Source organism: Novosphingobium sp., assembly GCF_040398825.1.
Taxonomy (GTDB): domain Bacteria; phylum Pseudomonadota; class Alphaproteobacteria; order Sphingomonadales; family Sphingomonadaceae; genus Novosphingobium.
Genome location: NZ_JBBATI010000005.1, coordinates 100,014 through 122,094, shown reverse-complemented (window position 1 = coordinate 122,094; position 22,081 = coordinate 100,014). Strand labels below are relative to the sequence as shown.

The 22,081-nt window shown below is 63.9% G+C and carries 23 protein-coding genes and 1 tRNA gene; 4 read left to right on the top strand and 20 right to left on the bottom strand.

The window, feature by feature from the left end; translation table 11 throughout:
- Positions 1 to 11 precede the first annotated feature (11 nt).
- The 4 genes from ftsY (at position 12) to ABWP89_RS04715 (ending at position 2,698) form a co-directional block, all read left to right on the top strand.
- The gene (gene ftsY, locus ABWP89_RS04730) at positions 12 to 938 is read left to right on the top strand and encodes a signal recognition particle-docking protein FtsY (RefSeq protein WP_353227586.1); all 927 of its coding nucleotides are present in this window, start codon (positions 12 to 14) and stop codon (positions 936 to 938) included.
- Between the two features lie 166 nt (positions 939 to 1,104).
- Positions 1,105 to 1,770, top strand: a complete 666-nt coding sequence (locus tag ABWP89_RS04725; protein WP_353227584.1) for an inner membrane-spanning protein YciB — start codon at positions 1,105 to 1,107, stop codon at positions 1,768 to 1,770.
- Positions 1,771 to 1,962: 192 nt separating this feature from the next.
- Positions 1,963 to 2,319, top strand: a complete 357-nt coding sequence (locus tag ABWP89_RS04720; protein WP_353227582.1) for a type II toxin-antitoxin system RelE/ParE family toxin — start codon at positions 1,963 to 1,965, stop codon at positions 2,317 to 2,319.
- Between the two features lies 1 nt (position 2,320).
- Positions 2,321 to 2,698: an XRE family transcriptional regulator gene (locus ABWP89_RS04715; protein ID WP_353227581.1), complete on the top strand. Its 378-nt coding sequence runs from the start codon at positions 2,321 to 2,323 to the stop codon at positions 2,696 to 2,698.
- 117 nt (positions 2,699 to 2,815) lie between these two features.
- On the opposite strand, the gene ABWP89_RS04710 is transcribed toward ABWP89_RS04715, so the two are convergent.
- The 20 genes from ABWP89_RS04710 to frr form a co-directional block, all read right to left on the bottom strand.
- Positions 2,816 to 3,082 (bottom strand): hypothetical protein, encoded by a 267-nt coding sequence (locus ABWP89_RS04710; protein ID WP_353227580.1) that lies wholly within the window; start codon positions 3,080 to 3,082, stop codon positions 2,816 to 2,818.
- 113 nt (positions 3,083 to 3,195) lie between these two features.
- Positions 3,196 to 4,944, bottom strand: a complete 1,749-nt coding sequence (locus ABWP89_RS04705; protein WP_353227579.1) for a PQQ-dependent sugar dehydrogenase — start codon at positions 4,942 to 4,944, stop codon at positions 3,196 to 3,198.
- A gap of 23 nt (positions 4,945 to 4,967) precedes the next feature.
- Complete coding sequence (locus tag ABWP89_RS04700) at positions 4,968 to 6,890, bottom strand: potassium transporter Kup (protein WP_502915231.1); 1,923 nt, start codon at positions 6,888 to 6,890, stop codon at positions 4,968 to 4,970.
- Positions 6,891 to 7,002: 112 nt separating this feature from the next.
- Complete coding sequence (locus ABWP89_RS04695) at positions 7,003 to 7,725, bottom strand: tetratricopeptide repeat protein (RefSeq protein ID WP_353227577.1); 723 nt, start codon at positions 7,723 to 7,725, stop codon at positions 7,003 to 7,005.
- Complete coding sequence (locus ABWP89_RS04690) at positions 7,722 to 8,189, bottom strand: cytochrome c-type biogenesis protein (RefSeq protein WP_353227575.1); 468 nt, start codon at positions 8,187 to 8,189, stop codon at positions 7,722 to 7,724. The genes ABWP89_RS04695 and ABWP89_RS04690 overlap by 4 nt, the downstream gene beginning before the upstream one ends.
- Positions 8,186 to 8,758: a redoxin family protein gene (locus tag ABWP89_RS04685; RefSeq protein WP_353227574.1), complete on the bottom strand. Its 573-nt coding sequence runs from the start codon at positions 8,756 to 8,758 to the stop codon at positions 8,186 to 8,188. The genes ABWP89_RS04690 and ABWP89_RS04685 overlap by 4 nt, the downstream gene beginning before the upstream one ends.
- On the bottom strand, positions 8,755 to 10,731 hold the full coding sequence (locus tag ABWP89_RS04680) for a heme lyase CcmF/NrfE family subunit (protein WP_353227572.1): 1,977 nt from the start codon (positions 10,729 to 10,731) through the stop codon (positions 8,755 to 8,757). The genes ABWP89_RS04685 and ABWP89_RS04680 overlap by 4 nt, the downstream gene beginning before the upstream one ends.
- A 37-nt stretch (positions 10,732 to 10,768) precedes the next feature.
- Positions 10,769 to 11,245 carry a cytochrome c maturation protein CcmE gene (gene ccmE / locus ABWP89_RS04675; RefSeq protein ID WP_353227571.1) on the bottom strand — a complete coding sequence of 159 codons (477 nt, stop codon included), beginning with the start codon at positions 11,243 to 11,245 and terminating at the stop codon, positions 10,769 to 10,771.
- On the bottom strand, positions 11,242 to 11,382 hold the full coding sequence (locus ABWP89_RS04670) for a hypothetical protein (RefSeq protein WP_353227569.1): 141 nt from the start codon (positions 11,380 to 11,382) through the stop codon (positions 11,242 to 11,244). Before ABWP89_RS04670 ends, ccmE begins: the two co-directional genes overlap by 4 nt.
- Positions 11,383 to 11,417: 35 nt before the next feature.
- Positions 11,418 to 12,146, bottom strand: a complete 729-nt coding sequence (ccmC, locus tag ABWP89_RS04665; RefSeq protein WP_353227568.1) for a heme ABC transporter permease CcmC — start codon at positions 12,144 to 12,146, stop codon at positions 11,418 to 11,420.
- Positions 12,147 to 12,395: 249 nt separating this feature from the next.
- Positions 12,396 to 12,472: transfer RNA gene (locus ABWP89_RS04660), tRNA-His, on the bottom strand.
- A 98-nt stretch (positions 12,473 to 12,570) separates the two neighbouring features.
- Complete coding sequence (rpmE, locus tag ABWP89_RS04655) at positions 12,571 to 12,798, bottom strand: 50S ribosomal protein L31 (RefSeq protein ID WP_353227566.1); 228 nt, start codon at positions 12,796 to 12,798, stop codon at positions 12,571 to 12,573.
- A gap of 225 nt (positions 12,799 to 13,023) precedes the next feature.
- Positions 13,024 to 13,497, bottom strand: a complete 474-nt coding sequence (fabZ, locus tag ABWP89_RS04650) for a 3-hydroxyacyl-ACP dehydratase FabZ (RefSeq protein WP_353227564.1) — start codon at positions 13,495 to 13,497, stop codon at positions 13,024 to 13,026.
- A gap of 13 nt (positions 13,498 to 13,510) precedes the next feature.
- On the bottom strand, positions 13,511 to 14,215 hold the full coding sequence (locus ABWP89_RS04645; RefSeq protein ID WP_353227563.1) for an OmpH family outer membrane protein: 705 nt from the start codon (positions 14,213 to 14,215) through the stop codon (positions 13,511 to 13,513).
- Positions 14,215 to 17,244: an outer membrane protein assembly factor BamA gene (gene bamA / locus ABWP89_RS04640; protein WP_353227561.1), complete on the bottom strand. Its 3,030-nt coding sequence runs from the start codon at positions 17,242 to 17,244 to the stop codon at positions 14,215 to 14,217. Before bamA ends, ABWP89_RS04645 begins: the two co-directional genes overlap by 1 nt.
- A 287-nt stretch (positions 17,245 to 17,531) precedes the next feature.
- Positions 17,532 to 18,653, bottom strand: a complete 1,122-nt coding sequence (gene rseP, locus ABWP89_RS04635) for an RIP metalloprotease RseP (RefSeq protein ID WP_353227559.1) — start codon at positions 18,651 to 18,653, stop codon at positions 17,532 to 17,534.
- Positions 18,650 to 19,804, bottom strand: coding sequence for a 1-deoxy-D-xylulose-5-phosphate reductoisomerase (locus ABWP89_RS04630; protein WP_353227634.1), 1,155 nt, complete (start codon positions 19,802 to 19,804; stop codon positions 18,650 to 18,652). Before ABWP89_RS04630 ends, rseP begins: the two co-directional genes overlap by 4 nt.
- Positions 19,805 to 20,086: 282 nt before the next feature.
- Positions 20,087 to 20,833 carry a phosphatidate cytidylyltransferase gene (locus ABWP89_RS04625; protein WP_353227632.1) on the bottom strand — a complete coding sequence of 249 codons (747 nt, stop codon included), beginning with the start codon at positions 20,831 to 20,833 and terminating at the stop codon, positions 20,087 to 20,089.
- Positions 20,799 to 21,524: a polyprenyl diphosphate synthase gene (gene uppS / locus ABWP89_RS04620; protein WP_502915230.1), complete on the bottom strand. Its 726-nt coding sequence runs from the start codon at positions 21,522 to 21,524 to the stop codon at positions 20,799 to 20,801. The genes ABWP89_RS04625 and uppS overlap by 35 nt, the downstream gene beginning before the upstream one ends.
- Positions 21,521 to 22,078 (bottom strand): ribosome recycling factor, encoded by a 558-nt coding sequence (gene frr, locus ABWP89_RS04615; protein ID WP_353227557.1) that lies wholly within the window; start codon positions 22,076 to 22,078, stop codon positions 21,521 to 21,523. Before frr ends, uppS begins: the two co-directional genes overlap by 4 nt.
- Positions 22,079 to 22,081 lie beyond the last annotated feature (3 nt).

Sequence of the window (22,081 nt, the reverse complement as noted above, 5' to 3'; positions counted from 1 at the left end):
GAAGAAGCGCCATGAGTGAGGAAACCTGGAGCGATCGGCTGCTGGGCGCCTTCAGCAAGACCACCGAACGCCTCGCTGAAAATCTGGCCGGGCTGACCGGCGCGACGCGGCTGACCAGCGAACAGCTCGACGATATCGAGGACGCGCTGATCGCATCGGACCTCGGCCCGCGCGCGGCGGGGCGGATTCGCGCGCGGCTGGCCGCCGGGCGGTTTGAATCCGGGCTGGATGAAGCGGCCCTGCGCGGATCGGTCGCCACCGAGATCGAGGCGATCCTGCGCGTGGTCGCGCGGCCGCTGGACATCGTGGCGTTCCCCCGGCCGCAGGTCATTCTGGTGATCGGGGTCAACGGTTCGGGCAAGACCACCACCATCGCCAAACTGGCGCACCTGTTCCAGGAACAGGATTACAGCGTGATGCTGGCCGCCGGCGACACTTTTCGGGCGGCGGCAATCGGCCAGTTGCGCGTGTGGGCAGACCGGCTGGGCGTGCCGATCATCAGCGGCGACGAAGGCGGAGACCCGGCCTCGATCGTGTTCGATGCGGTGCGCGCAGCGACCGAGGCGGGCACCGACGTGCTGATCGTCGATACCGCCGGCCGCCTGCACAACAAACGCGAACTGATGGATGAACTGGCCAAGATCCGCCGCGTGCTGGGCCGGCTGAACCCGGCCGCGCCGCATGACGTGGTGCTGGTGCTGGATGCCACCAATGGCCAGAACGCATTGCAGCAGATCGAAATTTTCCGCGAAGTGGCCGGCGTGACCGGGCTGGTGATGACCAAGCTGGATGGCACCGCGCGCGGCGGCGTGCTGGTGGCCGCGGCAGAACAATACGGATTGCCGATCCATGCGATTGGCGTCGGCGAAAAGATCGATGACCTGCGCCCGTTCGACCCCGCGCTGGTCGCCCGCGTGATTGCCGGAGATGTCGCGTGACCGCGCCCCACACATCGGCCAACCCATCGCCCAGCACATCACCCAGCACATTTCGTCATTCCGGACTTGATCCGGAATCCAGCAAAACATCAGACGCGGCAGCGTCTTCGGCGCCTTCACCCTGCACGACAGCGGGCATAACGCGCCAAACCATCGGATGGTTGCCATGACCGCACAGCCCGCCCCCGCCAAACGCCCATCATCATGGATCAACCTGGCGGTCGATTACGGCCCCTTGCTGGTGTTTTTCCTGGCCTATCGGTATTTCACGCCCAAGGGCGGCGATCCCGGGCTGAGCGCGGTGATCGCGGTGACCAAAAGCACGATGGTGTTCATGGTCGCCACCGTGGCCGCGCTGGCGCTGTCCAAATGGCGGCTGGGCAAAATTTCGCCGATGCTGTGGCTGTCATCCACGCTGATCATCGGGTTTGGCACGCTGACGGTGTTTTTCGGCGATCCGACCTGGATCCAGATCAAGCCGACGGTGATCTATGTGCTGTTTGCCACCATCCTGTTCGCGGGCTTGCGCTTTCAACGCCCAATGCTGCGCGATCTGCTGCAATCGGCGTTCGACGGGCTGGACGATGCCGGCTGGCTGAAACTGTCGCGCAACTGGGCATGGTTTTTCGTGTTTCTGGCGGTGCTGAACGAAGTGCTGCGCCACTGGTACAACAAGGACAACGGCGGCTTTGAAACCTGGCTGACGATCAAGGTATGGGGCGTAACCGCGCTGTCCTTCGCGTTCACCTTTGCGCAAGTGCCGATGCTTATGCGCCACGGCCTGGGCGATGTGGCCGAGGCCGAGGCGGAGACCACCACGCCACACGATTGAGCGCCACCATTAGGACAGCATAGCGCGGGATTTGTGGTGATTGGGGGTCGCGCGTGACACCGCAATCACGGTCTCGGCTTGCCACCCAACCCGGCGCCGCCAATGCTGCCGAGGCACTGCTCGCCCAGCTTGATGCCGAGGGGAGCGAAGAGTTGGATTCGACAAATAATAACATCTAGGTTATATGACCCCATGGAATGGACGGTCACCAACCACGAAGCGTTCGAACCCGAATATGCCGCGCTGCCCACGTCAGTGCGGCTTGCCTTGCTGGCGGAATTGATGCTGCTACGCACCTATGGCCCCGCTCTGGCGCGGCCCCATGCCGATACGCTGACAGGATCGAAGTATCCCAATATGAAGGAGCTTCGGTTCAACGCGGAAGATGGGGTTTGGCGGGTGGCTTTCGCGTTCGATCCCAAGCGCAAGGGGATTATCCTCGTTGCGGGCGACAAGACCGGGGTGGCGCAGAAGCGGTTTTACAAAGCGCTGATTGGCAAAGCTGATGCCCGGTTCGCCGAGCATCTCGATGCGTTGAAAGGAAATTAGCATGGCAGCCAAGGCAAAGTCCGCCAAGACCAGTGTGCTGGGGCGCACCCTTGAACAGTTGCTCGATGATCTGTCGCCTGACGAACGCGCACAGGTCGAAGCGCGTAGCGCCGAACTCCACGCTGAGGTCGAGGGGCTGAAAGCCCTGCGCAAGCTGGCAGCGCGTTCGCAGGAACAGATCGCCCAAAGCCTGGGTGTAAAACAGCCCGCCGTCCACAAGATGGAACGGCAGGCCGACCTCTACCTGTCCACCCTGCGCCGGTTTGTCGAGGCTGCGGGCGGCACGCTGGAACTGCGGGTGGAACTGCCAGGTAGCGGTGTGATGCGCCTTACCGGCATGGGCGAGCTAAGCGATGATGCAGACCGCTCCGCCGCCTGACCGCGCTGGAGATACCGCGAGGCATCTTGCGGCCGTGAGGCGGGGAGTTCAGGCGATTTGGTAAAGTGGCACCGTAATGCCTGTCACCGTAATCCTGCTCCTTCTGCGGCAACAGAGTTATCGCTTCTTTATGAAACTCCACTCAGCCGGCGCGCTGCGGAGCTTCATTATCTCTTCTGATGATACACCATATGTAGATTCGACATATCGCGCATCTACCTCAATAGCTTCGTCTTGTGAATTACCTCGAACATCTGGCACCGTGCTTAACAGCTCGATGAACTGATCTTTCGCTGGCAGGTAGACAATAAATCCTTGCCACCCCGACTTGATAGCACTCCAGCCATTGATGACATCCACAACGGCATCCAGGTCGAATTCCAATGTCTGACCATTCAAGGCCTCGTAGCTCGACGGCATCATTTCAGCACCCGCACCTGTCCGTTGGGCTGAATTACCGTGACAGGTGCGAAAACCCCATAATCCACCTGACCAATTCAGCGCGAAGAATGCCCCAGCGTCCACACATAAGCGGCCACCGCCTTCACATCGGCCGCATCCAGTGGTGACCCGCCCAGCGCGGGCATCGCGCCGCTGGCGTGTTTGGGGTGGGCCACGCCGGCTGTGATCGTGGCGGAAAGGCCGTCGACCGAACCGTCGCTCCATTGGTATGCCGGGCCGACCAGCGATCCGCCGGCCGCGCTGCCGCGTCCGTCTGACCCGTGGCAGCCGACGCAGGCGCCGGCTTTGGCTTCGCCGAAATAGATGCGCTGGCCCAGTGCGACCTCTTCGACGGTGGAACCGGCGGGCGGTTTTGGCGGCGCGCTGCTGAACCCGTTACCCACCGAAAGCGCGCTTTTGATGGCGGCGGGCGGGGCATCGGTCAGGGCGGCGTCGGCGGGGCCGTGATAGGTGACGCGCCAGATCGTGCCGCGCACATCATCGGCGATATACAGCGCGCCATCGCGGCCGACTGCCACCCCGGCGGGGCGGTGCGCGGCGCGGCCCGGTTCGCGGTATTCGCCGGCAAAGCCATCGGCAAAGCGAATCCATTGCCCGGCCGCCTTGCCATCCTTCAGCGGCTGAAACGCCACCAGATAGCCGCCCTGCGGCGCGGGTGCACGGTTCCATGACCCGTGAAAGGCGATGAACGCGCCCTCTGCAAAGGCGGCCGGAAACGCGCGCGCGGTATAGATTGCCACGTCGTTGGGCGCCCAGTGCGCGGGGAATGCGGCAACGGGCGGGGTTTTGGTGGCGCAGCGCCCCTGCACATGCCCGCCATCGCCGCCATATTCGGGCGCCAGCACGTGATGGCCCTGGGTCGCGTCGTAATAGCAGGTGGGCCAACCGAAATCCGTGGCTTTTGTTGGCGAAAACAGGATTTCGTTGGGCAATTCAGCGCCCTGTTCGGCGTTGTACAGCGCCGGCCAGTTCTGCGACAACTGGTCACGGCCATGCTGGGTGGCGAAAATGCGCCCCGCCGAATCGAACGCCATGCCGCCAGTGTTGCGGATGCCGGTGGCCCAGCGGTCGGCGGGGGAGAACGTCTGCCCCAGCTTGTCTGCGCGATAGGCCCAGATGCCGCCGCGCGTCTGCTGTTCGATACACGGATCGGCGCCCTTTGCGCCCGGCTGGCGATTGGGGTGTTCACAGGTGTTGGTGGCCGAACCCGAATTGACCAGCAGCGTGCCCGACGCATCGATCACGAACGGGTGCATCGGGTGATCGCCACCCAGCACCAGCCCCGATACCACCACTTGTGCGGGGCCGCTGGGCGCCATCTGCCCGGGCGCCATCGCATAGCGCACCACGGCGTCCTTTTCTTCGACAAACAGTCCGCCGTGCCACAGCGCAATGCCGGTGCCACCCCGGCCACCACGCGCCACGCTGGGGCCAAAGCGTTCGACCACATCGGCCACGCCATCGCCATCGCGATCCTTCAACGCCACCACCAGGCCACCGGTGGGCGACGGAGCATGCGGGAAATAATCGCCGCTTTCCCAGGTGTTGACATAGACCGTGCCGTCATCCGCCACTGTCATGTGGCGGGCATGGCCCAGATTGTCGGCAAAGACCGTTGCGCAGAAACCCGGCGGCAGCGTCAGCCCGCCATTGTCGGCGGCGCAATCGGCAGGGACGGTGGCGGGCGACGCCGTTACGCGGCCCTGGCCGGGTACCATGGCCACACCAGTGGCCAGCATCGACACCGCTGCCAGCGCGGACAGACGAACGATCGGCAGCTTCATCGCATCACTCCATTCCCAAAAATTCAGATTTTGATCTGGCTGCCCAGTTCGACCACGCGGTTGGTGGGCAGGCGGAAAAATTCCATCGCGCTGGCCGAATTGCGCAGCATCCACGAAAACAGTTTTTCGCGCCACAACGCCATGCCCGGTTTATCTGATGGCAACAGCGTCTGGCGCGACAGGAAAAAGCTGGTGCGCATCATGTCGAACGGTTCGCCGCCCAGCGTCATCAGCTTGAGCGCGCCGGGCACATCGGTTTCTTCCAGAAAGCCAAAGCGCAGTTTCAGCCGGTAAAAGCCGTTGCCAAACTCCTTGATCACCGCGCGCGTGGCCGGATCGACAAACGGCGTGTCCTCGATCTGTATCGTCATCAGCACGATACGTTCGTGCAGCACTTTGTTGTGCTTCATGTTGTGCAACAGCGCCGAGGGCACCCCGGCAGCGGCCGAGGCCATAAACACTGCCGTACCGGGCACGCGGATCGCGCTGGAATGCGCCGACTTGGTAAACACTTCGAGCGGAATGCCCGAGGCCGACATCGTCTGGCGCAGCAGCGCGCGACCACGCGACCAGGTCGTTAGCAGGATGAACACGACCACCCCCATCAACAACGGCACCCAGCCGCCATCCGGCACTTTTGTCAGGTTAGCGGCAAGATATAGCCCGTCGACCGCAAAAAACAGCGCCAGCAGCGGCACCGCAAAAATCGGTTTCCAATGCCACAGCCGGAACAGCACCACCGCCAGCAGCACGTTGTCGATCAACATCGCGCCGGTTACCGCCACACCATAAGCTGCGGTCAGATTGGTCGACCGCTGGAACACCAGCACCAGCAGCACGACCGCCACCAGCAGCGCCGTGTTGATCGCGGGGATATAGATCTGTCCGGCGGCCAGGCTGGTATGACGGATCGTCATGCGCGGAATAAACCCAAGCTGAATCGCCTGTTGCGTCACCGAAAACACCCCCGAAATCACCGCTTGCGAGGCGATGATCGCGGCCAGGCTGGCCAGGATCAGCAAGGGCCATTGAAACCAGTGTGGTGCGAGCAGAAAGAACGGGCTGGCCAGCGCCTCGTGCTGGCGCAGCAACAGCGCCGCCTGCCCCAGATAATTCAGGACCAGCGCCGGCAAAACCACCGCCAGCCACGACAGGCGGATCGGGATGCGCCCGAAATGGCCCATATCGGCATAAAGCGCCTCGGCCCCGGTCACCGCCAACACTGCCGCGCCCATCGCCAGAAACCCCCGCCACGGATCGGTAGCGAACATTACCACGGCAAAGTGCGGCGACAAGGCGGCGAGCACTTGCGGATGGACCGCGACACTGGCCACGCCAAGCACCGCGATGGTGCCGAAATAGGCAAGCATTATCGGCCCGAAAAACGTCGCCAGCCGGGCGGTGCCGCGCGATTGCGACAAAAACAGTGCGATCAGGATCAACACCACCAGCGGCACCACCATAAACCGCATTTCGGGGCGATAGATTGCCACCCCCTCAATTGCGCCCATTACCGACACCGCCGGGGTAATCATCGCATCGCCATAAAACAGCGCGGTCGCAAATACCCCGAGCAGGATGACGCCGCGCCCCCACCTCCGCTCGGCGGTTTCGCGGTTGATCAGCGCGAGCAGCGCCAGGCTGCCACCTTCGCCCTTGTTGTCGGCACGCATCAGAATGATCACATATTTGAACGTGACCATGATCAGCATCGACCAGAACATCAGGCTGACAATGCCGTGGATATGCAGCGAATCGAGCGGCAGGCGGTGGCGCCCGGCAAACGTATCGCGCAGGGCATACAACGGGCTGGTGCCGATATCGCCAAATACCACCCCCATCGCGCCGACGGCCAGCCGGGCGACGCTGGCGCCTCGTTCGGCCACCGGCCGGTTTACCGCGACCGCCTCGGTCGGCACGATCGCTTCGCCCTGGTATGTGGTCATGATGCGATGGCCCCTGGCCTGCTCCTGGCGGACAGAGTCATGCCGGGTCGGGCAGCTGTGTCATGGTGTCGCGCCCTTAGCATCGCCCACAGACCCGGGCAATGGTCGCGCATCAAGGGTTGGTTGATGCGGGCGCAGACGGGGACGCTGGCGCAGGTTGCGGGTTCGCTGGTGGCGCCGGTGCGGGTGCGCCGTCAGCGGCTGGCGGGGCGTTGCTCATCGCGATCAGCTGGTCCAGCCGGTCAAGCCGCGCCACCAGATCGGCACGGAACGGGGCATTGGCAGGCGCGCGTTGCAACAGCCCAGCCCACAGCTCGCGCGCTTCGGTCAGATGGCCCGATTGCGCCAGCGCCATGCCCATAAAGAACGGCGGACCAGGATGATCGGGGTTGATTGCAGCCGCGCGGCGGAAAGCAAATTCGGCCGCCGGGGTGATCGTGCCGTCGCTGTGCCCGGTCAGCGCATTGCCCAGCGCCACCCACAGATCGGCATCGCGCGGATTGCGGCGCACCGCCTGGCCCAGAAAATCGGCCGCGGCGCGAAACTGCCCGGCGCGCGACAGCGCATCCGACACCACCAGCCACGATTGCCCCTGGCCAAATTTGTCGCCCATCGTCTGTTGCTGCCGCAGCAATTCGGCATCGGCGGTGCGCTGGTCCTCCAGCGGCGCCTTGGGCGCGCCGGGTGCACCCGGATGCCCCTGCACGGCATAGCCGGCCAGCCCGAGCATCAGCGCCGCACCGACAATTTCCCACGCCGGGCGCGGCATTTTCAGCACAAACGCCATCAGCGCGAACACCACGGCAGCCAGCCCGAGGATTACCACCCAGGTCATGCGCGATCTCCCTCGTCGGCAGGGGCCGACACACTGGCAACGTCGGCCCGGGCCGGCGCGCCGCCGAAAAAGCGCCGGCGCAACAGCAGCGCCGCCAGCAGCAGGATCACCAATGGCGCGGCAAACAGCGGCCAGGTGATCGGTTTGACCTGCGGGGTGTAACTGACATAATCGCCATAGCGCGCGATCAGCCACTGGCGGATATGTTCGGGGTCTTCACCCTTGGCGATGCGCATGCGCACTTCGCTGCGCATATCACCGGCAATCGGCGCGTCGGAATCGGCGATCGACTGGCTTTGGCACATCACGCAGCGCAGCGTGACCATCAGCGCCTTTGCCCGCGCCTCCTGATCGGGATTGTCCAACTGCCGATAGGCATAGGGCGCCGGCGGCACGTTTTCCTGCGCCATGGCTGGCGTCGCCGTCAGCATGAGCACCAGCGCGGCAAGAATGGCGCGTATCATTGCCCCGCCCCCGCCGCTTTCAGTTTGTCGAGCAGCATCGGCACATCGCTTTCACGGATATCGCCGATATGCTGGTACCGGATCACCCCGTGGCCATCGATCACATAGGTTTCAGGCACGCCCGACGACCCGATCGCCAGTTGCACCGCACGCTGGTCATCCCGGCCGATCGCGGCATAGGGATTGCCATTGCGGGTGAGGAATTGCGCCAGATCATCGGGGCGGTCGTGGATCGCCACGCCATCGATTTCCACGCCGGCCTGCGCCAGCGTCGCCAGTTGCGGCGCCTCTGCCGCGCAGGGCACGCACCAACTGGCAAACACGTTCAGCAATTTGGGCTTGCCGGTCTGAAACGCGCGCATCGCCAGCCCTGGCCGGTCGGCCGTGGCGGGGGGCAGATCGAACGGGGGCAACGGGTTGCCGACAAACGCGCTGACAACATTGTGGTCGCCCGGGCGCATCAAGCCGTGCACAAACAGCGCAAACAGCCCGGCAAAGATCGCCAGCGGCAGCCACAGTGCCAGCCGCGCGCGCGGCTGCGTTGCTGATGGTGCGGTGCTATCGCTCATCGCCGCCGATCCGCCTGCCGCACCGAGATGCGCGTTTTGGCCACCCAGCGGCGCAGATCGCTGAACACCCGGCCCGTCAGCGCCAGCAATCCGCCCAGCGCGACCATCGCCCCGCCCAGCCAGATCAGTGGCACAAACGGTTTCCACCACAGCCGCATCTGCCAGCGGCCATCGGCGCCGTGTTCGCCCAATACGACATACAATTGCCCGTTCCAACGCGTGGACAGCGCAGATTCGGTGCGGGTGCCGGGCGGGTTGGTAAAGGTTTCCGCCTTGGGGTGCAGCGCGATCGGCGCGTTGCCGGCATAGCGCGCCTCAACCCCGGCCTCCAGCGCAGTCCAGTTCGGGCCGGCGACGGGCATGATATTGTCCAGCCGCACCTGCCACGGGCCGACATCGCGCGCCTCACCCACGTTGAGCGCGGCCAGCCGTTCGACCGAAAACGCGCTTTCGCTGGCCATACCGAACAGCGACACCGCGATCCCGGCATGCGCCAGCACCATGCCCCACACCGGCAGCGGGGTGCGGCGCAGATTGCGCCCGACCAGCGGCAGCATGGCGGCAGGCAGCAGCGCCGACGCGAGCGCCAGGCCGATCGCCGGCAGCACGGCAATCTGGTGCGCCAGCAGTTCCACCCCGGCGAACACCGCCAGCGCCAGCCCGGCACAGACCAGCAGTGGCCAGGTTACGCGTGCGCGCCGGTCGGCGCCGCCAGTGCCGGTCAACCGGTCGCGCCGCCAGCGCAACAGCGGGCCTATGCTCATCACCACAAACATCGGAAAGGCAAAGAACGCCGCGACCGGGTTGAAATAGGGCGGCCCGACCGACACCTTCACCCCATAGGCCTCGGTCAGCAGGGGATAGAGCGTGCCGATCAGCACGATCCCCAGGATGCCGCACAGCATGACGTTGTTGAACACCAGCGCCGCCTCACGACTGAGGAACGCAAAGCGGGCGCCCTCGGTCACGGTGCCTGCGCGCAGGGTGAACAGCGCCAATGCGCCGCCGATGTCGATCGCCAGCAGCGCCAGGATGAAGGACCCCCGCTGCGGATCGACCGCAAAGGCGTGGACCGAGGTCAGGATGCCCGATCGCACCAGAAACGTACCGACCATCGACATCGAAAACGCCAGCACGCCCAGCATCACCGTCCAGGTGCGCAGCGCGTCGCGGCTGGACAGCACCGACACCGAATGCAGCAGCGCGGTCGCCGCCAGCCAGGGCATCAGCGACGCGTTTTCAACCGGGTCCCAAAACCACCAGCCGCCCCAGCCCAGCGTGTAATAGGCCCAGTACGATCCGGCGGTGATGCCCACGGTCAGAAAAATCCACGCGCCCAGCACCCACGGGCGCATCGCGCGGGCAAACGCCGGCCCGACATTGCGCGTGACCAGCGCACCGATCGCAAACGAAAACGCAATCGATAGCCCGACATAACCGACGTAAAGCGTGGGCGGGTGAAACGCGAGTCCGACATCCTGCAGCAAAGGATTCAGCCCCTGCCCTTCCTCTGGCACCGGCGACAGCCGCGCGAACGGGTTCGACGCAAACAGCAGAAAGGCATAAAACCCCAGGCTGATGAACGCCTGCCCCGCCAGCGTGGCGATCAGCGTCGGTTCATCCAGCCGGCGTTCGATCACCGCCACCACCGCGCCGGCGACCGCCATGATCGCCACCCACATCAGCATCGAACCTTCGTGGTTGCCCCAGGTCCCGGCGATCTTGAAAATCAGCGGTTTGGCCGAATGGCTATTTTCGGCCACCAGCTTGACCGACAGATCAGTGCTGACAAACAGCGAAATCAGCGCGGCGAACGCCACCAGCACCAGCACGCCCTGCATCACCGCCACCGGGCGCACCAGCCCCACCAGCGCGCGGCCTTCGGGGCGCAGTGCGATTGCGCCGGCCACCAGTTGCAACACCGCCAGCGCCGCGGCCATCCACAGCACGGCAAGCCCCAGTTCCGCAATCATGGCGCCAAAATCCCGGTTATCCGGCCAGTATGCGTGATCATTTGGTCTGTGCCACCACTTGTTTGGCCTGGTCCGCGCTCATGTTCTGCATTTCGCGCGGGACATATTTTTCATCATGTTTGGCCAGCAGATTGTCGGCCACAAAACTGGTGCCCTCCATCCGCCCTTCGGCGACCACGCCCGATCCTTCGACGAACAGGTCGGGCGTGATCCCGGAAAACCGCACGGGCACACGCGCCTTGCCGTCGGTGACGGTGAAATGGATGGTCACCCCGTCGGTCATCGTTTTGATCGAGCCTTTTTCGACCATCCCGCCCAACCGCACGGCCCGGCCCATTTCGGGCGGGTGCGCGACGATGTCGCTGGGGATATAGAAATAGCTGGCCTGCCGGCTGAGCGCCCAGGCCGCCAGCAGCCCGGCGCCGACCAGCGCGACCAGCGCCAGCACGACGAGCACCAGCCGCTGGTGCTTTGGCTTGATCATCGGACCACGGATGGTTTCGGCTGCGCTCATTTGCGGCGCACCGCATCACGCCGGCGTTCGGCGCGGATCATCGCCCACAGCGACCACACCACCATCACCAGCGTGCCGGCCACGCCGATTGCCAGCGCCGCCCACACGAATTCCCATTGGTTCAATCGTTCATGCATTGGACTGGTCTTGTGCTTTCATGGTCAAGTCAGGTTCAACCAAGCGCCTTGCGCCGCAACCGGGCCTCGGTCTGGATCTGGGCCAGCAGCATGCGCATGCGCGCCAGCACCACCCCGCCAAACACCAGCGAAAATCCCACTGCCGCGATCAGCAGCGGCCACAGATACGTGCCATCAATCGACGATTTGCCCATGGTGATTGATGCCGGCTGATGCAGGCTGTTCCACCACACCACCGACCGGTTGATGATCGGGATGTTGATTGCGCCGACCAGGCCAAAGATGGCCGCCACGCGGCCCGCGCTGCCGCTGTTGCCGGCATCGCGCTGCGCTGCCTCTGCCAGCGCGATATAGCCGAAATAGAGGAACAGCAGGATCAGGAAACTGGTCAGCCGGCCATCCCACACCCACCAGGTGCCCCAGGTCGGGCGACCCCAGATCGATCCGGTGATCAGGCCCAGCGCCGTGAACACCGCACCGGGCACCGCCGCCGCGCGCGCCGCAATCCCCGCCAAGGGGTGGCGCCAGACCAGTTCGGCCACGCTGGCCATGGCGATCGTCGACCAGCCGGCCATGCCCAGCCATACGCAGGGAACATGGATAAACAGGATTTTGACCGTGACGCCCATCAGATGGTCGGGCGGCGCCAGCGCCAGCCCCCACGCCAGCGCGCCAAATGCCATGACCAGGCCCGGAATCAGCGTAAGCGGCAACATCCAGCGGGCAATCCGCAGGAACCGGGCAGGATTGGCAAAGCCGTGCATGGGTACGCCGTCAATTCCCGAATTCGTGGGGCCTGCTGCGTGTCTGCCGCCGGACCCGTGATACAGACCGACTCGGTCGTACAACGGTCCACATCAAAACGCGACCTGCCAAAATGCGAAACCTGTCACAAAGTCACACGCCGGTGCCTTTGCGGGCGCGGCCCGCTATGCCAGCGACCGGCATACAAAAAGCGCCGCCTTTGGCCAAGACAGCGTGCGCACAGCGTGAAACGATGGGGGGTGGAAAAATGGGGCGACCAATGGGGTTCGAACCCACGACCTCCGGTACCACAAACCGGCGCTCTAACCAACTGAGCTATGATCGCCACACACCGGCGCCCCTGTTGCAAAAAGGGGCGCCGATGGAAAGAAAAAAATCGCCAACGCCGGTCATTCACCGGCGCAGGCCAAACCACTTGTCGGATCAGCCCTTTTTCAGGGTCAGCCCGCCAAAGCGTTTGTTGAACTGGGCCACGCGGCCACCCTGGTCCATCATGCGCTGCGCACCGGTCCAGGCCGGGTGCGACGTCGGATCGATATCCAGCGTCATGGTCTGGTCTTCCTTGCCCCAGGTCGAACGGGTGCGGAACACGGTACCATCGGTCATCTGGACATTGATGAAGTGGTAATCGGGGTGAATCTTGGCCTTCATGACTTTGCTCCATGGCGCGCCCGGTTCCGACCGGCCGCAGGAATTGCGAAGCGCGCCCCTAGCCCACGGCGACGGGGTTGTCGAGATGAGTCTTGTTCTGCTGTTCGCTTGCGTGAACAGCAGACCATCCGACCGGCCTCCCCGCTCGACCACCATATCATGATGGTATCAGTGGTGGTCGGGCGGGGACGCGGGGCGGGCGGTATGCATCGCGCGTTAGCGCGATCAAGAATCAGCGATCATCGCGGTAAAGCTGCATTCGGTGGCGATCTTGTCGCCCAGCATGGCGCGGCCGGCAAATTTGCACACGCGCGCGCGTTTCTGCGTAAACGACACGTGCAGATCAAGCAGGCAACCGGGGGTGACCGGGGTGCGGAACTTGGCCTCTTCGATCGCCATGAAATAGACCAGTTTGCCGGTGCCGGCCAACCCCAGCGTTTCCACCGCGAGCACGCCCGCGGCCTGCGCCAGCGCCTCTATCTGCAGCACGCCGGGCATGATCGGCCGCCCCGGGAAATGGCCCTGGAAAAACTGTTCGTTCATGCTGACCGCCTTGATCGCGTGGATTCGCTCCCCCACGATCAGTTCGACCACGCGATCGACCAGCAACAGAGGATAGCGGTGCGGCAGCGCCGCCATCACCCCGACAATGTCGAATGCCAGCGGCGCTGCCGCTGGCGTATCATTGCTTTCCGTCATCGACGCCGCAGCCTTAACGGCCCTGCGGGGTCTTTTTGGGAGCGGCAGGCGCAGGTGCAGCGGCACCAGCCTGTGCTGCTTCCGCGGCAGCAGCGGCCTGGGCCTGGGCCTGCTGTTCGCGCTGCGCGCGCGGCAGCCAGCCAGCCGGCGGGCTGACGCTGACCGACGGCACGATCAGGTTGAGCTGTTCCAGGATATCCTGGTTGAGGTTGTAGACCTGGTCCGCCTTGAGGATCGACTGCGCATCGAGCACGATGGTGATCTTGCGCTTGGTCATCGCGGCCTGCGTTGCGGCGTCCAGCTTGTCACCGATCTGTTCCAGCGCATATTGGCGCGCCAGGTTCACCGGTTCGATGATCTGCTGCAGTTCGCGTTCGCCCGCCTGTTCCAGCTGCTGGATCTGCGCATATTGCGCCTGCAGCTTGGTACGGTCGGCATTGGGCACCTTGGCATCAGCATCCAGCTTGTCGTACAGCGGCTTGATCTGGGCCTGAATCTGCGCCTTGCGCGTGTTGGCCTGGTCGATCTGCGCCTTGTAGGTGGCGGGCAGCTGCTGGATCGCCGCCTTATAGGCGTTGGACGAACCGACCACGGCCTGCTGGCTGGCGACGGCCAGCCCGGGCGCAACCAGACCACCGACGGTTTGGGCATGAGCAGCCGGAATCAGGCTGAGCGAAACACCCGCGACGAGCGCGGCTGACAAAGTACGGAGTGTCATCAGAACTGGGTTCCCACGTTGAAGCTGAAGGTTTTACGAGTATCGCCATCGACATAAGTCAGGGACTTGGCGATATCGATGCGGAACGGTCCGAACGGTGAATTCCAGTTGACCCCGAACCCGATCGAGATGCGGGGTTTTGGACTGTCGCCGACGAAGTCTTCTTCGAATTTCTGCGCGATGGCATTGGCAATGCCGTTCGAAGCCGTTGCATTGGTTGTATATTTGCCGGTCACGGCATCGGTGTACAGGATCGTCGTGCCCACCGCGGCGGGGCGCGTTACCCCGAATACCGCGCCAGCGTCCATGAACAGCGATGGCCGCAGGCCAAGTTCGCGCGCGCCAGTGCCCAGCGGAATTTCCAGCTCGGCATGGCCCAGGTAATAGTATTTGCCGCCCAGCGCATCGTTGACCCAGGTGTTCTTGTCGGTGCTGACCGTGCCACCGTTGCCGCTGGTCGGGTTGAAACCGCTAAAGTATTTGCGCAACACGCGCGGCCCCACACCGCGGATGTCGAACCCGCGCATCTGCGGTTCGCCCAGGAAGAACCGGTCGGTCAGCCGCACCGAGTCCTGAAATGCATTGGCCGCGTTGTTTTTCAGCGCGCGGATGGCGCCTGCCTCTCCACGCAGCGAAAAGATGAAACCGCGCGGCAGCGCGATGTAATGGGCCGCGTTGATCGACGCGCGCGCATATTTCACCGATCCGCCCAGCCCGGCGACATCCACACCGGCGATAAAGGTGTTGCCACGCGTCGGATGCAGGCGGTTGTCCAGCGTATCATAGACATACGATGCGCCCAGGATCGAACTTGTGCGCGTGCCGATGGCATCGCACAAGTATTGCCCGGCCAGATAGACCGAGCACGATCCGTTGATGTAATAGGTCGCCTGATCCAGCGAGACCTGTTCGTAATTGAGCGTGTAACGCCCGATCAGCGAACTGAATTCGGTCAGCGGCACCCCGGCGCGCAGCTGGAAACCGGTGGTGTTCTGCCGATAGGTGGTGTTGCGGTTGGCGTTGTAGAAATTGAAACTGGACGAATCGCGGCGGTAAAGATCGACACCCAGCGAAACGTTGCGGTCCGACACATACGGTTCGGTAAAGTTGAGCTGCACCGCCTTTGAATAGGCCGAATAGTTGACCGTCGCGCCGACGGTTTCACCGCGACCACGGAAATTGTTCTGCTGGATCGACGCCTGAAAGATAAAGCTTTCCAGACTGGAATAGCCGGCTGACAGCTGCAGCTGCCCGGTTGGCTTTTCCTCGACATTGGCCTCCAGCGCGACGCGGTCGGCGCTCGATCCGGGCTTTTGTTCGATTTCGAACTTTTCCTGGAAATAGCCCAGCGATTTTATGCGGTTGGACGACCGTTTGATCTGATACGAATTGAACGCATCACCTTCGCCCAGGCGGAATTCGCGGCGAATGACCTTGTCTTCGGTCAGCGTGTTGCCGTTGACGTCGATGCGTTCGACATAGACGCGCGGCGCTTCCGCAATGCGGAAGGTGACCGACATCGTCTGCTTGTCCTTGTCGCGCTGAAAATCGGGGCGCACATCGGCAAAGGCATAGCCAAAGCTGCCGACCGTTTCGGTCAGCGCGTCGACGGTGTCTTCAACCGCCTTGGCATTGTACCATTGCGCCTTTTTGATCGCGAGACGCTTGGCCAGCTGCTCACCGTTGAAATCGCGCAGCTGGCTTTCAACCTTCACATCGCCGAATTTGTAGCGTTTGCCTTCTTCGACCACATAGGTGACGATGAAATCGCGCTTGTCGGGCGTCAGTTCGGCCACCGCCGATACCACGCGGAAATCGGCATAGCCCTGCGTCAGGTAATATTGGCGCAGCTTCTGCTGGTCGAACGCCAGCCGATCCGGATCATAGCTGGTGCCCGACGAAAACGCGCGGAACGACCGCGATTGCTTCGTCACCATCACCGCGCGCAACTGGGTAACCGTAAAGGTCTTGGCACCCAGAATGTTGATCTGGCGGACCTTTGATTTTGGCCCTTCGGTGATTTCAAACACGATATCGACGCGGTTCTGGTCGAGCGACACCATCTTTGGTTCGACCGAGGCGGCAAACCGGCCTTCGCGCTTGTACAGCTCGATAATCCGGGTGACGTCGGCGCGCACTTTTGACCGGGTAAAGATCTGCCGCGCCGACAGCTTGATTTCGGGAAGGATCTTGTCCTCTTTCAGGCGCTTGTTGCCTTCGAGAATGATCCGGTTGACCACCGGGTTTTCCTTGACCTCGATCACCACCGCGCCATTGTCATTGCGCAGCTGGACATCGGCGAACAGTTCGGTCGCAAACAGGTCCTTCAGCACCTGGTCGGCGCCGGCCTGGGTATAGCGATCGCCGACGTGCATGCGGATGTACGACAGGATCGTATCCGCCTCCAACCGCTGCGCGCCTTCGACCGTGATCGACCGCACCGGTTCGCTCACCTGTGCCGGCACCGCCGCGGCGCGCGGGGCGGCCGGGGTCGGCGCATCAAGCGCAATCGGCACCGCGGCGCCCGTTTTGGCCGGGGCGGAACGCGTGGGCGCACGGGTGGCAGCCGGTTTGGCCACAACCGCAGGCTTGATCGCCACCGCGCGCGCTGGACGCGGGCGGGGGGCGGGTGCCACCGCCGGTTCCGGGCTGGCGGTGTCGGCAACAGTTGGTGCGGGCGCGACCGGTTCCGGCGCGGCGGCGACAGGCATGGGCGCGGCGGGCGGTTCGGCCAGCGCCGGTGCAGCGGCTGGTGTCGCAGCGATAACAGGGGCTGCAGCCGCAGTGGGGGCAGGTGCTTCGGCGGGGACAGGGGCTTCGGCCTTGGCGCGGCGGTGCTTGGCGAACAGCGCGTTGAAATGGCGCGGTGCCGGCGCCGGCGCTGCCGTCGCATCCTGTGCAGCATCCTGCGGCGCGGCCAGAACGCTATCCGGCAAAGCGGCCAGGCAGCTGGTGGCCAGAAGCATCGCCACCGATGCGGTCGCGCCCCATTGGCCAGCGGCAGTCCGGTTCGCGTTCCATGCAATCATCACCAAGCGCCATCCCGTTCTATCACGCGGCCGATCATACCGGCCGGAAACCCAAAGTCGTCTGGCCTATCGTCATCGACCAAGCCGTAAACTGGCCGAAAATGGCCTGCGGTCCGCTTGCCCTCTGCCCGAACCCGGCCCGTCGCGCAAGCAAGCTTGGCGCGATCATGCCAGATAGCGGCGCGTTTTGCCGCAAACTTTGTGGCTGCGCACGGGCCGTTTTGCCGAAGGCCGGTGCGCAAGCCGTTTGTCGCCTGCCCGCGTGCGTTCAACGCAGAGCGGCGGGGTTACCCTCCGAACAGTTTAAGCGATCCGGCATCGTTGAACGTGACAAACAGCATCAGCATCAGCACCAGCGCCAGGCCGGTACCAAACGCCAGTTCCTGTGCACGCTGGCTGACCGGTTTGCGGCGGATTGCCTCAAACGCGAACAGCACCAGGTGCCCGCCATCCAGCACCGGGATCGGCAGCAGGTTGATAAACCCCAGGTTGATCGAAATCAGCGCGATGAACGTGACAAAATTCTGCCAGCCCGACACCAGCTGTTCGCCCGAATATTTGGCAATCTTGATCGGTCCGCCCAGCTCGCTGGCCGATCGCCGCCCGGTCAGGATCTGGCGCAGCCCGGTTACCGTCATGCCGATGATGTCGCGCGTCTGCCCCAATCCTTCGGCCAGCGCGCCGATCGGGCCGACCGCGCGGCGTTCGACCGTGGCCGGCGCGATCCCCAGATAACCGATCGACTGGGTGTTGCCGAACCCGTCGGTTTCCACCTTGGTCGCGGGCGTGACGGGAATGGTCAGGCGCTGCCCATGGCGGTCAACCACCAGATCGATGCGTTCGTTGGGGCGTTCGGCCACCGCCAGCTTGATCGTTTTGAAACTGTCGAGCGAGGACCCGCCCAGCAGCACGACACGGTCACCAACCTGCAGCCCGGCGCGTTGCGCGACCGAGCCCGGCGCCACCAGCCCGATCACCGGAGGGGCCACCACCGTGCCATAGGCCAGCGCAAACCCCGCCAGGATCAGCACCGCCAGCGCCAGATTGGTCAGCGGCCCGGCCGCCACGATCACCGCGCGTTGCCATAGTGGCCGACCCTGCAGCGTGGCATTGCGTTGTTCCGCCGGCAGCGCCAGCCATTCGGCGCTGGGCTGCCCGGCCGGGTTGGCATCGCCGGCAAATTGCACATAACCGCCCAGCGGCAGCGCCGACAGTTTCCAGCGCGTGCCGCGCCGATCGGTAAAGCCGATCAATTCCTTGCCAAAACCGATCGAAAACACATCGGCCTTTACCCCGCACAGACGCCCGGCGAGGTAGTGGCCAAATTCGTGGATGAACACCAACGGCCCCAGCACCAGGGCAAATCCGATCAGCGTCACCAGCAATCCGGGGGCATGCAACGGGGTCAAATGAGCAACTCCATGGCCACGCGCGCCTTGGCGCGGGCTTCCTGATCGACGGCAATCACTTCGTCCAGGCACTGCGGCGGCGCGGGCGGCGTTGCTGCCAGGACGTTTTCACAACATTGCACGATGCGGGTGAACGCAATCTTGCCAGACAGAAACGCGGCCACCGCAATTTCGTTGCTGGCGTTCAGCACCGCGGGCAAGGCGCCACCGGCCATCACCGCCTCTCGCGCCAGGCGCGTGGCGGGAAAGCGCAGTTCATCGGGCGCGCGAAAGGTCAGCGTGCCGATCGCGGCCAGATCGAGCGGTTCGCACGGCGTTTCCATCCGCGCGGGCCACGCCAGTGCAGAGGCAATCGGCACGCGCATGTCCGACGGGCCCAATTGCGCCAACGTCGATCCATCGCGGTATTCCACCATCGAATGCACAATCGATTGCGGATGGATGATGATCCGCAACCGTTCCACGCCGACCGGAAACAGGTGGTAGGCCTCAATAAATTCCAGGCCCTTGTTCATCATCGTGGCCGAATCGACGCTGATCTTGGCGCCCATCGACCAGTTGGGATGGCGCACCGCCTCGGCCGGGGTAGCGGTATGCAGGCGTTCGGCGGTCCAGTCGCGAAACGGCCCACCGCTGGCGGTCAGCGTGATCCAGCGCACATGCGCCGGGTCGTTGCCGGCCAGGCACTGAAAAATCGCGTTGTGTTCCGAATCGACCGGCAGCAGCGTGGTGCCGTATTGCGCGACCGCGCGCGTCATCACGCCGCCGGCAGAAACCAACGCCTCTTTGTTGGCCAGCGCCACGGTGCGGCCCTGTTCGATCGCGGCCATGGTGGGCGCAAGGCCGGCACAGCCGACGATCGCCGCCACGGTCACATCCGCCGGGCGCTGCGCCGCTTCGATCAGCGCGGCTTCACCGCCCGCGCTGGCGATCCCGCTGCCGGCCAGCGCATCGCGCAGTTCGGGCAGCCGCGCTTCATCGCCGACGACCGCGATTTCCGCGTCAAATTCGCGCGCCAGCGCGGCCAGCACGGTAACATTGCTGTGCCCGGTCAACGCGACCACGCGAAATCCGTCGCGGTTGCGCCGTACCAGATCGAGCGTCGATGCGCCGATCGATCCGGTAGCGCCAAGGATGGTGAGCGTGCGTATTGTCAAAAAACCTCTGATCCCGTTGAAACGTCATCACCACCGGGTCGGTCGCCGCCTGTGCGCTTCACCAGCCCACCCTAGCCCGATCGCGACCCTCGGGAAAGCGTGAACCTTAACCCGTTGTCGTCACCCCAACCCTTTGTCGTCGCCGTAACCCCTTGTCGTCGCCCCGGGCTTGACCCGGGGTCCCGCTGCCTTTGGCACACCCGCCTGGACCAATCCACAACGCCGCACCCAAATCTCAACAATTCATAGGCTTGCAAAAAACAGCTGGGCCCCGGGTCAAGCCCGGGGTGACGAAATCACTATCAGAATGCCAATTGTAAACAGCACCGCAAGCAGGCCGTCAGCGCGATCGAACAGCCCGCCATGTCCCGGTATCAGACGCCCCGAGTCCTTGACCCCGGCGCGGCGCTTCATCCAGCTTTCGAAAAAGTCGCCCGATTGGGCGATGATGGCGGTCAGAGTGCCCATCGCCACGGCCGAGCCCCAGCGGTACACTTGCCGAATCGAAACTTCGCCCACACCGAGATCGGAAAAGACCCTGGCTATGATATACGCGATGACCAGATAAAATGCGCTTGCCGCCAGAACACCGCCCAGCAAGCCGCTCCATGTTTTCGACGGACTGATCGCAGGTGCAATCTTTGGTCCGCCAAACGTACGTCCGGCAAAATAGGCGCCGACATCAACTGCAATCACGCTCAGCACCACCGCCAGCAATTGCCCCGGCGGCAACTGCGGTGACAACGCAGCCGCGCACGCCAGCCCGATGTAACCCAACCCTGCCGCCTGCCACAGACACCGCGCCCACCATCGCGGTTCGAAGGCCAGCACCAGCGCGGTCCATTCGGCAAAGATGCCGAGCCCGACTGCCACGATAAAACAGACCAGAAACCAGCCACCCAGCCAGAACGCACCGCCCGCCACCGCGACCATGACCACCGCCGAAGCCACCCGTACCGGCAGGTCAGACCGCTTCTTCGCAGCCAGCTCAGCGTCCGCCAAAACGCCGCTCCCGCCGGTCATATTCGGCAATCGCCTCTTCCAGGTGCGCGCGCCCGAAATCGGGCCACAGCACGTCCAGGAACATCATTTCGGCATAGGCCGCCTGCCACATCAGGAAATTCGACAGCCGCACTTCGCCCGATGTGCGGATCAGCAGATCGAGCGGCGGCAGGTCAGCCGTATCGAGTTCGGCGGCGATCGTTTCGGGGGTGATTTCGCCTTTGGCGGCGGCGGCGCGGGCGGCGCGGGCAATTTCGTCCTGCGATCCGTAATTCAGTGCGACCACCATGGTCATTCCCGTATTGCCCGTGGTGCGTGCCAGCGCGTGTTCGACCAGTGCGACAATATCGGGCGCAAACACGCTGACATCGCCGATCACCTTCAGCCGGATGTTGTTCGACGCAAATTCTTCGAGATCGGACAGGATGAAGTGTTTCAGCAGGCCCATCAGCGCCGACACTTCGTCTTGCGGCCGGCGCCAGTTTTCGGTGGAAAAGGCATAGAGCGTCAGCGCCGACAGCCCGAGTTCGGCAGCGGCGCGCACGGTGCGGCGCACCGCTTCCACCCCGCGCTGGTGGCCCAGCACGCGCGGCAGATGGCGGCGCCGCGCCCAGCGGCCATTGCCATCCATGATGATCGCGACATGACGGGGCCCAGCCCCGCCACCCCCTTTTGCGGGTTTGCCGCCGGTGGTGGCTGAAACGGCGCTCACCGCCCCAGGATTTCCTTTTCCTTTTCGGCCGCGACTTCATCGGCGGCCTTGATCGCTTCGTCGGTCAGTTTCTGCACCTCGGTTTCGGCGCGCTTGCGCTCGTCTTCCGAAATTTCCTTTTTGTTTTCATCGGCTTTCAGGTTTTCCATGCCGTCGCGGCGCACGTTGCGGATGGCGATGCGCGCTTTTTCGGCATATTGGTTGGCCAGCTTCGCCAGTTCCTTGCGCCGTTCTTCGGTCAGATCGGGGATCGGCAGGCGCAGGGTGGTGCCATCGTTGATAGGGTTCAGCCCCAGCCCGGCCGAACGGATCGCCTTTTCCACCGGGCCAACGCTCGATTTGTCCCACACCTGCACCGAAATCATGCGCGGTTCGGGCACCGAAATCGTCGCCACCTGGTTCAGCGGCATGCGTGATCCATAGATTTCGACCATAACCGGTTCCAGCAGCGCAATGTTGGCGCGGCCGGTGCGAAGGCCCCCCAGATCGTGGCGCAGCGATTCCACCGCGCCCTTCATCCGGCGATCGAGATCGGCCTTGTCATATTTGGCCATGGT

Excerpts from the sequence above, each read along its gene's own strand:
- ABWP89_RS04685 (WP_353227574.1), bottom strand. The coding sequence starts at position 8,758 with ATGAGCGATAGCACCGCACCATCAGCAACGCAGCCGCGCGCGCGGCTG.
- fabZ (WP_353227564.1), bottom strand. The coding sequence starts at position 13,497 with ATGACGGAAAGCAATGATACGCCAGCGGCAGCGCCGCTGGCATTCGAC.
- ABWP89_RS04680 (WP_353227572.1), bottom strand. The coding sequence starts at position 10,731 with ATGATTGCGGAACTGGGGCTTGCCGTGCTGTGGATGGCCGCGGCGCTG.
- ccmE (WP_353227571.1), bottom strand. The coding sequence starts at position 11,245 with ATGAGCGCAGCCGAAACCATCCGTGGTCCGATGATCAAGCCAAAGCAC.
- ABWP89_RS04720 (WP_353227582.1), top strand. The coding sequence starts at position 1,963 with ATGGAATGGACGGTCACCAACCACGAAGCGTTCGAACCCGAATATGCC.
- ABWP89_RS04725 (WP_353227584.1), top strand. The coding sequence starts at position 1,105 with ATGACCGCACAGCCCGCCCCCGCCAAACGCCCATCATCATGGATCAAC.
- bamA (WP_353227561.1), bottom strand. The coding sequence starts at position 17,244 with ATGATTGCATGGAACGCGAACCGGACTGCCGCTGGCCAATGGGGCGCG.
- ABWP89_RS04625 (WP_353227632.1), bottom strand. The coding sequence starts at position 20,833 with ATGACCGGCGGGAGCGGCGTTTTGGCGGACGCTGAGCTGGCTGCGAAG.
- ABWP89_RS04695 (WP_353227577.1), bottom strand. The coding sequence starts at position 7,725 with ATGACCTGGGTGGTAATCCTCGGGCTGGCTGCCGTGGTGTTCGCGCTG.
- ABWP89_RS04670 (WP_353227569.1), bottom strand. The coding sequence starts at position 11,382 with ATGCATGAACGATTGAACCAATGGGAATTCGTGTGGGCGGCGCTGGCA.
- ABWP89_RS04700 (WP_502915231.1), bottom strand. The coding sequence starts at position 6,890 with ATGACCACATACCAGGGCGAAGCGATCGTGCCGACCGAGGCGGTCGCG.
- frr (WP_353227557.1), bottom strand. The coding sequence starts at position 22,078 with ATGGCCAAATATGACAAGGCCGATCTCGATCGCCGGATGAAGGGCGCG.
- ABWP89_RS04645 (WP_353227563.1), bottom strand. The coding sequence starts at position 14,215 with ATGACACTCCGTACTTTGTCAGCCGCGCTCGTCGCGGGTGTTTCGCTC.
- ccmC (WP_353227568.1), bottom strand. The coding sequence starts at position 12,146 with ATGCACGGCTTTGCCAATCCTGCCCGGTTCCTGCGGATTGCCCGCTGG.
- ABWP89_RS04705 (WP_353227579.1), bottom strand. The coding sequence starts at position 4,944 with ATGAAGCTGCCGATCGTTCGTCTGTCCGCGCTGGCAGCGGTGTCGATG.
- rpmE (WP_353227566.1), bottom strand. The coding sequence starts at position 12,798 with ATGAAGGCCAAGATTCACCCCGATTACCACTTCATCAATGTCCAGATG.
- ABWP89_RS04690 (WP_353227575.1), bottom strand. The coding sequence starts at position 8,189 with ATGATACGCGCCATTCTTGCCGCGCTGGTGCTCATGCTGACGGCGACG.
- ftsY (WP_353227586.1), top strand. The coding sequence starts at position 12 with ATGAGTGAGGAAACCTGGAGCGATCGGCTGCTGGGCGCCTTCAGCAAG.
- ABWP89_RS04715 (WP_353227581.1), top strand. The coding sequence starts at position 2,321 with ATGGCAGCCAAGGCAAAGTCCGCCAAGACCAGTGTGCTGGGGCGCACC.